The organism is Pseudoalteromonas sp. JC3, assembly GCF_030291895.1.
Classification (GTDB): Bacteria; Pseudomonadota; Gammaproteobacteria; order Enterobacterales; family Alteromonadaceae; genus Pseudoalteromonas.
The window spans coordinates 3,669,388-3,682,452 of the sequence record NZ_CP127855.1 but is presented as its reverse complement, the minus strand read 5'-3'; the positions used below and the strand labels follow the sequence as shown (position 1 = coordinate 3,682,452).

The 13,065-nt window shown below is 43.8% G+C and carries 12 protein-coding genes and 1 tRNA gene; 10 read left to right on the top strand and 3 right to left on the bottom strand.

The features are described from left to right. The first annotated feature begins 165 nt into the window (after positions 1-165). Both QSH61_RS16030 and QSH61_RS16025 read left to right on the top strand, forming a co-directional pair. Positions 166-1,482: an adenylosuccinate synthase gene (locus QSH61_RS16030; RefSeq protein WP_010378944.1), complete on the top strand. Its 1,317-nt coding sequence runs from the start codon at positions 166-168 to the stop codon at positions 1,480-1,482. Between the two features lie 242 nt (positions 1,483-1,724). Then, positions 1,725-2,363 (top strand): tetratricopeptide repeat protein, encoded by a 639-nt coding sequence (locus QSH61_RS16025; protein WP_010378945.1) that lies wholly within the window; start codon positions 1,725-1,727, stop codon positions 2,361-2,363. Positions 2,364-2,710: 347 nt separating this feature from the next. Here QSH61_RS16025 and QSH61_RS16020 read toward each other — a convergent pair whose 3' ends face one another. Further along, on the bottom strand, positions 2,711-4,582 hold the full coding sequence (locus QSH61_RS16020; RefSeq protein WP_174170617.1) for a cation:proton antiporter: 1,872 nt from the start codon (positions 4,580-4,582) through the stop codon (positions 2,711-2,713). A gap of 565 nt (positions 4,583-5,147) precedes the next feature. Between QSH61_RS16020 and proB the strand changes: the two genes are divergently transcribed. Both proB and QSH61_RS16010 read left to right on the top strand, forming a co-directional pair. Continuing rightward, positions 5,148-6,254, top strand: coding sequence for a glutamate 5-kinase (gene proB / locus QSH61_RS16015; RefSeq protein WP_026001031.1), 1,107 nt, complete (start codon positions 5,148-5,150; stop codon positions 6,252-6,254). A 3-nt stretch (positions 6,255-6,257) separates the two neighbouring features. Further along, the gene (locus QSH61_RS16010) at positions 6,258-7,505 is read left to right on the top strand and encodes a glutamate-5-semialdehyde dehydrogenase (RefSeq protein WP_206473687.1); all 1,248 of its coding nucleotides are present in this window, start codon (positions 6,258-6,260) and stop codon (positions 7,503-7,505) included. A gap of 152 nt (positions 7,506-7,657) precedes the next feature. Here the strand turns inward: QSH61_RS16010 and QSH61_RS16005 are convergent. Then, positions 7,658-7,733: transfer RNA gene (locus QSH61_RS16005), tRNA-Ala, on the bottom strand. 129 nt (positions 7,734-7,862) lie between these two features. Between QSH61_RS16005 and QSH61_RS16000 the strand changes: the two genes are divergently transcribed. Both QSH61_RS16000 and QSH61_RS15995 read left to right on the top strand, forming a co-directional pair. Then, entirely contained in the window at positions 7,863-8,258 is a 396-nt protein-coding gene (locus QSH61_RS16000; RefSeq protein WP_206473689.1) for a hypothetical protein, read from the top strand. Beyond that, complete coding sequence (locus QSH61_RS15995) at positions 8,255-8,767, top strand: prolyl-tRNA synthetase associated domain-containing protein (RefSeq protein WP_174170620.1); 513 nt, start codon at positions 8,255-8,257, stop codon at positions 8,765-8,767. Before QSH61_RS16000 ends, QSH61_RS15995 begins: the two co-directional genes overlap by 4 nt. On the opposite strand, the gene QSH61_RS15990 is transcribed toward QSH61_RS15995, so the two are convergent. After that, a complete protein-coding gene (locus tag QSH61_RS15990; protein ID WP_174170621.1) occupies positions 8,726-9,859 on the bottom strand; it encodes an MFS transporter in 1,134 nt (377 codons plus the stop codon). The two genes, QSH61_RS15995 and QSH61_RS15990, sit on opposite strands and share 42 nt — an antisense overlap. 188 nt (positions 9,860-10,047) lie before the next feature. Between QSH61_RS15990 and QSH61_RS15985 the strand changes: the two genes are divergently transcribed. The 4 genes from QSH61_RS15985 to QSH61_RS15970 all read left to right on the top strand — a co-directional run bounded on the left by QSH61_RS15985 (position 10,048) and on the right by QSH61_RS15970 (position 13,053). Further along, on the top strand, positions 10,048-10,584 hold the full coding sequence (locus QSH61_RS15985) for a DUF2058 domain-containing protein (protein ID WP_088531806.1): 537 nt from the start codon (positions 10,048-10,050) through the stop codon (positions 10,582-10,584). Positions 10,585-10,656: 72 nt separating this feature from the next. Then, positions 10,657-10,980: a c-type cytochrome gene (locus tag QSH61_RS15980; RefSeq protein WP_010607213.1), complete on the top strand. Its 324-nt coding sequence runs from the start codon at positions 10,657-10,659 to the stop codon at positions 10,978-10,980. Between the two features lie 121 nt (positions 10,981-11,101). Further along, the gene (locus QSH61_RS15975; RefSeq protein WP_010607214.1) at positions 11,102-11,869 is read left to right on the top strand and encodes a class II aldolase/adducin family protein; all 768 of its coding nucleotides are present in this window, start codon (positions 11,102-11,104) and stop codon (positions 11,867-11,869) included. 8 nt (positions 11,870-11,877) lie between these two features. Continuing rightward, complete coding sequence (locus QSH61_RS15970; protein WP_088531804.1) at positions 11,878-13,053, top strand: mandelate racemase/muconate lactonizing enzyme family protein; 1,176 nt, start codon at positions 11,878-11,880, stop codon at positions 13,051-13,053. Positions 13,054-13,065 lie beyond the last annotated feature (12 nt).

Below are 13,065 nucleotides of genomic sequence, written 5' to 3'. Positions count from 1 at the left end.
TTTGATTTTCAGCTATTAACCCACCTTTTCAACAAGTTATGTAACTTGCCTTGATGCTTTACATCATCAATCTTATTGAAAGCAGAAAAATTAGGCAAATTGGGGTGATTTCGACTATGGTTTTCTGGTAAAATCTGCGCCTAATTTTTTCTAAGTGAATTTGCAATGGGTAAAAACGTCGTTGTATTAGGCACCCAATGGGGTGACGAAGGTAAAGGTAAAGTAGTTGACCTACTTACAGATAAGGCTTCTTTAGTTGTTCGCTACCAAGGCGGACACAATGCTGGCCATACACTAGTAATTAACGGTGAGAAAACGGTACTACACTTGATCCCATCAGGTGTACTACGCGAAGACGTTAAATGTGTAATTGGTAATGGTGTAGTACTTGCACCAGATGCGCTAATGAAAGAAATCCACATGCTTGAAGCGCGTGGCGTTCCTGTACGTGAGCGTCTATTGATCAGCGAAGCATGTCCTTTGATCTTGCCTTACCACGTTGCACTAGACCAAGCGCGTGAACTAGCGCGTGGTGAAAAAGCCATTGGTACAACTGGCCGTGGTATTGGTCCTGCGTACGAAGATAAGGTTGCACGTCGTGGTTTACGTGTTGGCGATCTTTTCAACCCAGAGCAATTTGCTGCGAAGCTTAAAGAAGTACTAGAGTTCCACAACTTCGCCTTGGTTAACTACTACAAAGTAGATCCAGTAGACTTCCAGAAGACATACGATGATGCAATGGAAGTAGCAAAAGTACTTAAGTCAATGATTGTTGACGTTACTGAACTACTTGATCAAGCGCGTAATGCTGGCGACCATATTCTATTTGAAGGTGCGCAAGGTACATTACTTGATATTGACCACGGTACTTACCCGTACGTAACCTCATCAAACACGACGGCTGGTGGTGTTGCGACTGGTGCAGGTTTTGGTCCGCTACACTTAGATTACGTTTTAGGTATTGTTAAAGCTTACACAACTCGTGTTGGTTCAGGTCCTTTCCCTACAGAGCTTTACGATGGTCAAGACAAGCAAGACCCAGTTGGCAGACACTTAGGCGAGAAAGGTAACGAGTTTGGCGCAACAACTGGTCGTTTACGTCGTACCGGTTGGTTTGATGCAGTTGCAATGCGCCGCGCAGTTCAAATCAACAGTATCAGTGGTTTCTGCTTAACTAAACTAGACGTACTTGATGGTCTAGAAAAAGTGAAAATCTGTACTGGTTACCAATTAGAAGACGGCACTGTGACTAATGTGACTCCTCTTGCTGCTGAAGGCTATGAGAAAGTGACTCCAGTATATGAAGAAATGCCTGGTTGGAGCGAAAACACCTTTGGTGCAACTTCTGTTGAGCAGCTTCCAGAAGCCGCTATCAACTATATCAAGCGCCTAGAAGAAATCACTGGCGTGCCAATTGATATCATCTCAACAGGCCCAGACCGCGTTGAGACAATGATTGTTCGCAACCCTTTTGCTGAATAATCCTGCTGTCGATTGATAAAGAAAAAAGCTGCTACGGCAGCTTTTTTTGTGTCTATTACCCTACAAGTTTTTGTCTTCCTGCCGATAAGTAAGCGAATGTTTGCTCATATGATAAAATTAGACTTCGCTTTGGCGTAAATAATGCTTAATCAAATTTGAGTGTCGATGTTGCTGCAGAGCAAGTAATTTGCCTTTGCAGCCTGCTATAGTTAAACAATCAGCTTTACTTTGATGGGTCTTCGATGAATTACTTACTTCGTTATTTTGCAGCTTCAGCATTGAGTGTTTCCTTAAGTCTCAGTATACAGAGCAAAGTATCTGCCGAAGAGGCTATCGAAGCTGTGCCTTTGTATACGCAGCAAGAGCTACTAGCGCTGATTGAAAAAAATCAACATCTTGCTCGGGTTAAAGCGGATGAGTGCCAGCTGGTTAAAGATATTGAAGCGCGTGCTGAGATCATGGCGCTGCCTTCGTATCAATTTCTTTATGGTGACATGTTAGCTTATGCCGTGTGTGTAGACAGAGATGTTGAGCTCGGCCTTTATTATATGAAAAGGGCAGCAGAGCAGGGCCTTGCCGCGGCGCTTGAACAATTAGGTCGTTACTATGATGTTGGCCAGTTGGTGCAAGAAGATAAAGCGATGGCGGTAACCTATCTGAGAGAAGCAGCAGCACTTGGCAACTTAAATGCTCAATTAAGACTCGTAGATGTGTTTAATCAAGGCCACGGTAGCCCTAGAGATTATGAAGACGCCTATCGATGGTTGTTCCATTCCGCAGTTGCAGATAAAAAGCTACATAAGCGGATTCAGGTAGCACTAGGTCAACTGGCAAACAAAATGCCTGATAGTGTGGTCAAGCGTGCGAGATTGCCTATATAACCTGAACTCGGGATAACAACTTGTTCTCTAGCAGCTGCTATCCCTTACTACTGCGTTAAATTTGCTTGCAATAGGCCAGCTATTGGCGCACAAATTTGCCTTGTATTAAGAAATAACTTCTGGCTAGAGTGACACTACGCTTTTGAACTTAGTAATTTTAGTGGATTAACTTACTTCTTATCCCGAGTTCAGGTTGTATAACCTGAGGCTCAGGTTAACTCCGTTGGATCAATAGATATTACTTCAGCAGGTTTTGAGTGCAAAGTAAAAGCGGCGTAAGTGACGCCGCTTTGCTTGTTTCTAAATAAAGCTCGTAAAGTTAGCTTATTTCTTATCCAAATCTCAGGTTAAGTAATTTGCTGGCTGCTAAGCTTTGCACCAATTTGGCTTTCTTTATTCACATTTGGATCTTTAAGAACCGTTAACTTAGGCGGTTGTAACGCCAATACGCGGTCGCCTTCCTCTGGAAGCTTTTTCATGTCAGAGGTAAACGGGCGGATCAAGATGGGTTCCTCATCTTTGTTCTGCTCTGTGAGTACAAACAGCGGGATTGCTTCACTGTTAACCTCTTTATACTGTTCCCATTTAAACTCTTCTGAGATCCGCGTTACGCTCACTTTGCCGCCCTTAGCCATCATGCTACTTAGCTTGGCGTAATTACCTTCGTCACCAAACAAAATTTGGCGAGAAAGGAAAGTGGCGCTATCTTTGTTCGCCTTGGCGTGGTTAGTGGATGATTTGAGCGAATAAACACATTGATCGCCAAGTAAATGAGAAAAGTACTGTACACCTAAAGCGTTGTGATGACGGTTAGGTGAAAGCGCTAGCACTGACTTTAAGCTGGTCAATGGGAGGTAACGCTCTGCATGTTCCGACTGTGGGTTACCATAGTAACAAGGCAGTCCGTCCATTCTCGCCATCTTGCAGTTTTCCCAAGCGGGATCGGAGAGGTAAACATCAATATTTTGGTCTTTTAAGCCTTTAGCCACCGCTCTAGCTACATGGTTTGCACCAATGATAAGTAAGGTATTGGGCTTTGGTTGACGCACTCCTAAAAGACGTGCGAAAGGCGTTGCCGTTAGGCTTTGTAGTACCACGGTGACAATGATGACGGTGAAGATAAGCGGCACCATTTTATCCGCATCTGCTATCTGTGATTTGGTCATACTCAACGCAAAAACTGAGCCTACCGCTGCAGCAACAATACCTCGAGGAGCTATCCAACTTAACAGAATACGAGACTTTATCGGTAAGTCTGTATTGAACGTCGATAAGAATATCGACAGTGGTCGAGCAATAAATAATACTACAGCTAGAAAGATAAAGACGTCAGTGTCTAACAGCATTAAATCTTCTAACTTGAGTCGTGCCGCGAGTAAGATAAATAAGCTCGAAATCAGGATCATTGAGAGATCTTCTTTAAATTCTAACACTGAGTCTATTTCCAAGTCATCTTGGTTAGCGAGCCAAATACCAAAGATAGTCACGGCTAGTAAACCCGACTCATGGCTCAGATGATTCGATAGCGTAAAGCTAAACAACACTAGCGCTAAAATGGCGAACTTGTGAAGCTCGAAAGGAAGCCACTCTTTTCTTATTAGGTAAGTGGTAAGGTAACCTGATGCGACGCCAATACTTATCCCCACACCAAGTGTTGATACGAGCGCCCACAGGGTATGACTGAAGATACCTTCGCCACCAACTAAAGAGACGGCTTCAAATACGAGTACCGCAAAGAGTGCACCAATTGGGTCTATGACTATACCTTCCCAACGTAAAATACGGTCTATGTCTTTGTCTGGGCGCATGGCGTTCAGCATCGGGGCAATAACTGTTGGACCAGTCACGACAAGTACTGCGCCCAAAACGGCGGCAACTTGCCAGTTAAGCTCCAGCACAAAAATTGCGGTCGTTGCTATCACCGCAAAGGTTGCCAACATCCCGATAGAACAAAGATTCCGTACAACCTTACCGATTCCTTTGAGTTCTTTAAAATGCAGGGTTAGTGAACCTTCAAAGAGGATTACAGCAACGGAAAGTGAGACGACGGGAAAGAGTAAATCCCCGAGTAAGGCATCTGGGTCCAGCGTGCCACTAAATGGCCCCAAAGCAAGACCTATAAGAAGTAAAAACAAAATTGCTGGAACCTTAAAGGCCCAAGCAAGCCATTGTGCTATTACAGAACATACTGCAATACCTGCAATGTAGATTGCTGACATAGATTCTCCCCGGTTGGATTATCCCAACATTTTTATCAGTATAGCTAGCATCCAGTTATAACACAGCGCGAATGAGGGTAAAGTGAATAAATTACTGAAAATAAGGTATTATAAAATTGATTTATGGTGGTCATAAATAATTAACATGGGATAGGGTTGCAATCTTACCCTTGCTTACGTTAAGGTAATAAACGTTCAAGGCGTGGAGTAAATCGCGCCGTCATTCACAATCTACTCATTACGCAATTATTCATTGCGGTACAGCCTTTCCGGCCGCACCAAACCATGGTGGCCCTGTTGGAAACGGCTCGACATCAAAGGTTAAGTACTTGATGTCACAATCAATCTTCTATTAGTGAAATGTCAGCCAGTTAACGATTGTTACTGCGTCTGGGTTTAGCATGTGTGGCGACATGATGGGACTAAGGTCTTCGCCGCCGCACGTCTGTTTGTTTTATCTATTTGCCGACTTTTTGGTCGATGCATTGCGCTTTCTGTTGTCTTCTAATAGGAGATATTTGGAGTACCAACTCGTGAGTGGGTGGTTAATTTAATGCAGGAATTTATGTCGATGAAACAGTCAAAACGTATAGTAATCAAGATCGGGAGTGCGTTGATCGCGCCAGAGCAAGATGGGTGTCGATCCCGCTATTTACTCAGCATCGCGCAATTCATCGTGCGTTGTCGAGCCCGAGGTATCGAGGTGATCCTCGTCTCTTCAGGTTCAGTCGCAGCAGGGTCGCACTTATTTCCTAATTCAGAGCAGCCGAGCATTGCGGTGAAAAAAGCGATGGCGGCAGCTGGCCAAACTGAGATGATGGCTACGTGGGACCGTTTCTTTGACTTCCCGTCGGCGCAGATATTGCTGACTCACGGCGACCTGCGTGACAGGGAAAGATATACCAGTATTCGTGAAACAATATTCACTTTACTCGATCATGGAATACTGCCTATTATCAATGAAAATGACACCGTGACCACAGACGATCTGAAGGTGGGTGATAACGATAATTTGTCTGCAATGGTAGCGGGGGCTGCAGATGCAGATGGGCTAATTATTTGCTCCGATGTCAGTGGTTTATATAACAAAAATCCTAATTTACATGCTGATGCAGAGCTGATCTCTGAGGTGACAGAGATCACTGAAGAAATCTACGATATGGCAGGTTGTCCAACGAGTAAGGTTGGTACCGGTGGTATGAAGACCAAAATTGAAGCTGCTGAAAAGGCGACGTCTCACGGTATAGATACCTATATTGTTAACGGCTTCGAAGAAACAACCTTTGAATTATTGTTGGCGGGAAAAAATCCAGGCACGGTATTTACAGCCTATGATAAACCGATGCAAGAAGCGGTGCATTGGATGACTCACACGGCATCAGAGCAAGGTGAGCTGGTCGTTGATAGCGATTATGGCTCAGGCGAAAATCAAGTGGTGGGTCAGTTAAGTGGCGATGAAATCACTGAAGTAAAAGGTGAGTTTTCTGTTGGAGATACCGTGCTCGTGAGGAGCAAAGATGGTAAGCGCTTAGCCAAAGCAACCACCAATTACAGTAGCTGCCTATTAAACTTTTTAACTGAACATGAAGAGAATCCGATCAGCGAAAGAATTCAAGATAGTATCGGACCCGTTATTTCAGAACAAGATATTGCATTATTGGAGAAGTCATAAGACATGAGTTTAATCACAGATATTTCATCACAGGCTGCAAAAGCAGCGAAACAGTTAGCATTATTATCTACAGAGCAAAAAAATGCGGTGTTAGCAGATATGGCAAAAGGGATCCGTGATAATAGCGATGCCATTATTAAAGCCAATGAAGCTGACTTGGCTGCTGCTCGTGATAACCAGCTTAGCGACGCCATGATAGATAGATTAACGCTTAACCAAGCGCGGATTGAAAGTATGGCTGAAGGTATCGAGACTATCATTCAACTGGACGATCCAGTGGGTGCACGTAGAGACATGGGTGTAAGACCAAATGGCATTAAAATCAGTAAAATGCGAGTGCCACTTGGTGTTGTCTGCATGATTTATGAGGCGCGCCCCAATGTCACCGCTGACGCCGGTGCACTATGTTTTAAATCAGGTAATGGTGTTATTTTGCGTGGTGGTAAAGAAGCGTTATCAAGTTCTTTAGAGATCGCAAAAGCGATGCATCAGGCGCTCGAAAAACATAATCTACCTGCCGCATTGGTTTCTGTTATTCCGGATCCAGACCGCGCGTTGCTAATGGAGCTGATGCAGCAAAAAGAATATATCGACCTTATCATCCCACGTGGCGGTGAGGGTCTAATCAATTTCGTTACTGAGAATAGTACGGTGCCAGTGATCCAGCATTTTAAGGGCGTGTGTCACTTGTATATAGATAAAGCGGCCGATCTCGATAAAGCAATGGCGCTTCTGTTAAACGGTAAAACGCAGCGTACTGGTGTATGTAATGCGCTTGAAGGGTTAATCGTTCATCAAGATATCGCTCCGACTTTTTTACCGAAAGTTGCTGCAGCACTAGCAGAAAGGGGTGTGAAAATTAATGCGTGTAAGCAAACCGTAGCTTATTTTGATAATGCAGTTGAGTTAAGCGATGACGAATTTGGCGAAGAATACTTGAGTCTTGAAATAGCGGTTCGTCAGGTTACTGATTTTAATGCAGCGCTTGCACATATTGATCGCTTTGGTAGTCATCATACCGAAGTTATCTGTACGGAAGACAAAGCGGCTGCTGATTTGTTCCAACGCGGTGTTGATGCTTCTGTCGTGATGGTTAACGCTTCCTCACGCTTTAGTGATGGTTCAGCGTTAGGTTTAGGTGCCGAGATTGGTATTGCTACCACCAAATTGCACGCTTACGGACCTATGGGCTTGGAGTCGCTAACAACCGAAAAGTTTTTAGTAAATGGTGAAGGCCAAATCAGAGAGTAATGAACAGATGCTGCTTGAGTAGATAGAAAAATCATACTCAGTGGTATACACAGAATGACATAAGTAACTGCAAAGCTCGGGTCGAAAGACTTGGGCTTTTTTCTTTTCGATTTAGGGGGGGGAGTTTTGTAAGAAGTAAGAAGAGCGGAAAGTGGTGGAGCTAAGCAGGATCGAACTGCTGACCTCCTGCGTGCAAGGCAGGCGCTCTCCCAGCTGAGCTATAGCCCCACATTCCGTCAGTGGACGAAGCGAAATTTAATCATTTTTTATATTCCCGTCAACCCCAGACAAAAAATTTCGCTATTTTTTTATAGTCTTTGTTACACTGAACTGAAAATAAAACGAATTAAGCGAATTATGGTTCTGCGTCATATCTTTTCTATTCTCATTATTGGGCTGCTAGCGAGTTGTGCATCACAGTCTGATGAGCCTGAACTTATTATCGAAAAACAATCTCTTCATAAGCGTCTTTCGCCAACTGGTGATAAAGAATTTGCTTTCATTGTAACGGTACAAGCAACACCTCGAATGGAGCTGGATGCAAGTAAGCCAATATCAAGAAGAGAGTTAAAACGTTTTGCCGAGTTTGAACGTATTGAAGATTCCCCCTCTCTAAAACTCAAGTTAGAAGAGCAAGCCGTCGCCTTATTAAAACCGGCTTTGATTGAAGCGGACTACTGCAACGCAGGTCATAAAATTACCGATGTATACTGGCGGCAGCGTAGCGTTCAGTTACGAGGTAAGTGTTTGTGATCAGAAACAATCCAAGTGCACTTGCAGAGCGGCTCGCTCAGTTAGATATCAACTATCTCAATTATGAGCATCCACCGTTACATACTTGTCTAGATGCTGACAACTTGAAGTTAGAGAGAAAAGGGACGCGACTGAAAAATCTCTTCCTCCGAGATAACTATGGAAAGCGACACTTTCTTTTTATTATTCCTGCAGATAAGCAAGTCGACCTAAAAGCGCTGTCTAAATCTCAAGGGGTGTCGCGTTTAGGTTTTGCATCGACGGACAGATTAGCGAAGTATTTAGGGGTGGAACAAGGCTGTGTGTCAGTACTCACACTGCATAACGACAACGAGCAACGAGTCGAATTATGGCTTGATAGTGAACTGCAATCTGCGCACTTATGGCAGTGCCATCCCCTAGTGAATACTAAAACTTGGGTGTTAACGCTCGAAGATTTAAAGCGCTTTTGGCAAGTCACAGGACATTCACCTCACTGGGTTGACTGTGTTTCTCAAACTCAGAGCTAAGCCGACTGTACAAACGATAAAAAGTGACGCACAAAACCAAGCGATACCAGCTTGCTCATAAATCAAACCCGGAAGGTAAGATCCCAGCACGCCTCCGGAATAATAAAATGAAACATAAGCGCCATTGGTGACGGTTGCAGGTGCCTGACTAATACTGTTGGCTAATGGTGCAGCGGTAGAATGGATCACAAACATACAGCCGCAGAACAGCGTAAATAAGACTACAAAAAAGAACACAGACGCCACGGGTAATAGCGCAATGGTTGCAGCGTAGACTAAAAACATCACAGCTAAAAATCGCCAGGTAGAATGAAATTTACTTTGTAGCCAAGGTGTAACAATAGACCCTAAAGCACCAACCAAATAGCCTGTATAGACCCAGCCCACTTTACTGGGATCGGTTAAATTAAAGTCGTACTTGAGTATAAACGGTAAAAAGTTGAGTAGTCCCGCGAAGCAGAAAAACATACAAAATACAGAGCTGTATAATCTCACTAGGCGCGATTGCTTGAGTGGTGCCAGGTAGTCTCTGATCCTTGTCGCGTGAATTATTGGTGGTTTGTTCTTGCTGGCTCGAATGCTAAATGCCAGCACAATCAATAACAATGCGTTTAGGTAATAGAAACTTCGCCACTCAAACCAGACAGTAAAATTGGCCGCAAGTGTACGGCCAAAATAACCTCCGGCTATGGTACTTCCGATGTACAAGCTCATGTTTCTTTTCAACTGTGAGCCACTAAACTGTTGGCCGATATAACCCGTCATCGCAGTGAGTGCAGCAGGTAATAATAACCCTTGAATTAACCGAGTAAACAAGAGCCCTGAAAACGAAGTCATTGAAGCAAATGCTAAACTGCTGAGTGCCAAGAGCAGCATGGTCCATTTTAAAATGCGCAGCGGATTAGACTTTGCCAGCAATAATCCGTAGCAGATTGGCGCGATAGCCAGAGGTAGCATAGTTGCTGACATCAGCATGCCCGCATCTGACGCTGACACATTAAATTGTTCCGCAAACTCAGCCAGCAGCGGCTGCGGTGCATAGAGCACAAAAAAAATGGTAACGGAGCAAAGCAGTAGATGAATGACAGGCATTAAGCTATAAGGCTTTTTATTTCGATGAGTTAGCTTAAATTAAAGCAAACTAGATGACAATTTTTTGCGCTAAATCACGGTGTGCAACAATAATTTTGGTAGTTTTACATTAGATTGACCGATTCCTCTCTGGTCAATCGAAATTGCTGAGTTAAAATAGTGAAAAGTCTATTTTACGGAGTTGCATGATGGGTTCACTGCAAGATCAGTTGCTAAAAGCAGGCCTAACAACTGAGCACAAGGCGAAAGTTGCAAAAACACAAAAGCGTAAACAGCAGAAGAAAAAGAAAAAGGGCGCAACGAGCGACCAAACAGACCTTCAAAAACATATTGAGCAGACAAAGCTTGAGCAGCAAAAGCGTGCCGAAGAGCTAAATAAAGCGAAGCAAGAAACGCTAAAAGATAAAGAGCAAATTGCTCGCGTGAAGCAGATCTTAGAACACCATAACCAAGATGAGATCCGCGGTAATGTGACTTTTAACTTCACATATCAAAATAAGGTGAAGGAGTTAGAAGTTAATTCCGAAACACAAAAAGCGCTATCAAAGGGGCGTTTAGCGATTTGTGTTTTAGAAGGGCAATTCTATGTGCTACAAGATGAACCTGCTAGAAAGATTGCAGAGGTAGACGAGAAGTATATCGTTTTCCATGTTGAGGACAACCAGCAAGGTGATGAGGATGATCCTTACGCTGACTTTGAAGTCCCAGATGATTTGATGTGGTAGTGATTAGGCTTTAGGTCAAACTTTAGTCTACACTGACTTACAACGTTAACCGTCAATAAAAAGAGTAATGATATGAGCAAGATGAAAAAACTACTAGTAGGGACTACGGTGGCAATTTGCGCACTAGGTTCAGCAAGTTCAATGGCTGCAGATGGTAAAGCATTGTATACAGCAAAGATGTGCCAAACCTGTCATGGTGCAGAAGGTAAAGCACCGATCATGCCTCTGTATCCGAAGGTAAATGGTCAAAGCAAAGAGTATTTAGCGGCGCAAATGAAAGATATCAAATCAGGTAAACGTAATAACGGTATGACAGCAGCAATGAAAGCGATGGTTGCTAATGTCACTGACGCTGAAATCGATGCGATTGCAGAGTATCTATCTAAAGTTGAGTAACATCAAAGTTAGATATCAAAGATGATAAAAAACCACCGTTCGCGGTGGTTTTTAGTTGAAGATATAATTAAGCTAATTTAGACTTCTATACATCCAAATGTGGAGTCAATAAGGGATCCCCATGTTCGAATTACCTCAGTTAAATTTAAAAGACAAAGTAAGCGCAGAAGAGTGGCAGCTGCGTGTTGACCTTGCCGCTTGCTATCGACTGGTTGAGCACTTTCGTTGGGGAGATCTAATTTATACGCATATGTCGGCGCGTTTGCCGGGTACGGATCATTATTTAGTAAACGCCTTTGGCCTGACCTTTGATGAAGTCACCGCTTCTAATTTGGTGAAGGTCGATCTTGAAGGGAATATTCTTGATGATACGCCATTTAAGATTAATCCAGCGGGCTTTACCATTCACAGTGCAATCCATGAGGTGCGAGAAGATGCGCATTGCGTTATCCACCTCCATACCAAAGAGACGATCGCAGTCGCAAGTGTAGAATGTGGTTTATTGCCTTTGAGTCAGCATAGTATGTTCTCCTTACCATCACTGTCGTATCACGGCTATGAAGGCTTAGCGGTGAATATGGATGAGAAAAAGCGCTTGCAGGATGACTTAGGTACAACCAATCATATGCTGCTGGTGAACCACGGTGGTTTAACTGTTGGACCAACGGTAGGCGATGCCTTTATGCGTTTTTATGACTTACAGCGTGCATGCGAGATTCAAGTTGCGATTCAAGCAACGGGACAACAAGCCGTACCTGTACCACAACCCATTATTGATAACATATATAACCAAGCGAATGTCGTGCATAGCGGTAGCACCGGTGGTCAATTAGCATGGCCCGCAATGCTTCGTAAAGCTTACCGCCTAGACCCAAGCTTTGCTCAATAGGAGTCAACATGAAAGTTAATCGCGTCGAAGTCTTCGATATTCATTGTCCAGATAGACCTGCTTGGACACCCGTTTTTGTTCGTATTCACACCGATGAAGGCATTTCAGGGGTTGGTGAAGCTGGGCTTGCATACGATCTCGGCCACAGCGCTGCGGCCAGTATGATCAAAGAAATGGCTGAAGCTTTTTTAATTGGTCATGACCCGTTTCAAACCGAGCTGCTTTGGTCGCGTATGCTCAGAGAAAGCTTTTGGGGTTTAGGTGGCGGACCTGTGGTATATGCGGCAATGTCAGCAATAGATACCGCGCTTTGGGATATTAAAGGTAAAGCCTTAAACCTACCTGTTTATCAGTTGCTTGGTGGTAAAGTGAACCCTGAGCTTCGCACCTATGCCTCACAATTACAGTTTGACTGGGATAGCGAGTTTAAAGCACTAGTTCAACCACACGAATATGCTGAAGCGGCTCACAAAGCCATTGCTGAAGGGTACGATGCGGTTAAAGTTGACCCAATTCAGTACGATAAAGATGGTAACACCTATTACGATAGAACTAAGCTTATCTCGCGCGCGGAAATGAAATTATACCGTGCAAGAATGAAAGCAATACGTGAAGCGGTAGGTGATGAAGTGGACATTATTTTTGAGTGCCACAGCTTACCAGGCGCGACATCAGCCATTCAAATTGCAGACATCGCTGAAGAATTTGATTGTATGTATTATGAAGAGCCAGTGAATTATCTTAACCACTCTTTACATGCAAAGGTAGCCAACAAGACCTCTGTACCAATCGCTGGTGGTGAGCGTTTGTATAATCGCTGGGGTGTTCGCCCTTATTTTGAAGATCAAAGTATTGATGTACTGCAGCCAGATATAGGCCTATGTGGTGGCTTTACGGAAACTAAGAAGGTATGTGATTACGCCGATATCTTTGATATCCGTATTCAGGCGCATGTCTGTGGCGGCCCGGTAGCAACCGCAGCTTCATTACACTTGGAAACCGCGATCCCAAACTTCCTGATCCATGAGCACCATACTTACGCAATCAAAAAGTGGAACAGAGAGCTATGCTTGCAAGACCCACAGCCTAAGAATGGTATCTTTACAGTGTCAGAAGAACCGGGGCTTGGTATTGAGCTAAACGATGAAATCGTGATGCGCTCAGCCCGTGTTGAAATTAAGTAGGTATCTGACGCT

Excerpts from the sequence above, each read along its gene's own strand:
- QSH61_RS15980 (WP_010607213.1), top strand. The coding sequence starts at position 10,657 with ATGAGCAAGATGAAAAAACTACTAGTAGGGACTACGGTGGCAATTTGC.
- QSH61_RS16020 (WP_174170617.1), bottom strand. The coding sequence starts at position 4,582 with ATGTCAGCAATCTACATTGCAGGTATTGCAGTATGTTCTGTAATAGCA.
- QSH61_RS15975 (WP_010607214.1), top strand. The coding sequence starts at position 11,102 with ATGTTCGAATTACCTCAGTTAAATTTAAAAGACAAAGTAAGCGCAGAA.
- proB (WP_026001031.1), top strand. The coding sequence starts at position 5,148 with ATGTCGATGAAACAGTCAAAACGTATAGTAATCAAGATCGGGAGTGCG.
- QSH61_RS15970 (WP_088531804.1), top strand. The coding sequence starts at position 11,878 with ATGAAAGTTAATCGCGTCGAAGTCTTCGATATTCATTGTCCAGATAGA.
- QSH61_RS15985 (WP_088531806.1), top strand. The coding sequence starts at position 10,048 with ATGGGTTCACTGCAAGATCAGTTGCTAAAAGCAGGCCTAACAACTGAG.
- QSH61_RS15990 (WP_174170621.1), bottom strand. The coding sequence starts at position 9,859 with ATGCCTGTCATTCATCTACTGCTTTGCTCCGTTACCATTTTTTTTGTG.
- QSH61_RS16010 (WP_206473687.1), top strand. The coding sequence starts at position 6,258 with ATGAGTTTAATCACAGATATTTCATCACAGGCTGCAAAAGCAGCGAAA.
- QSH61_RS16030 (WP_010378944.1), top strand. The coding sequence starts at position 166 with ATGGGTAAAAACGTCGTTGTATTAGGCACCCAATGGGGTGACGAAGGT.
- QSH61_RS16000 (WP_206473689.1), top strand. The coding sequence starts at position 7,863 with ATGGTTCTGCGTCATATCTTTTCTATTCTCATTATTGGGCTGCTAGCG.
- QSH61_RS16025 (WP_010378945.1), top strand. The coding sequence starts at position 1,725 with ATGAATTACTTACTTCGTTATTTTGCAGCTTCAGCATTGAGTGTTTCC.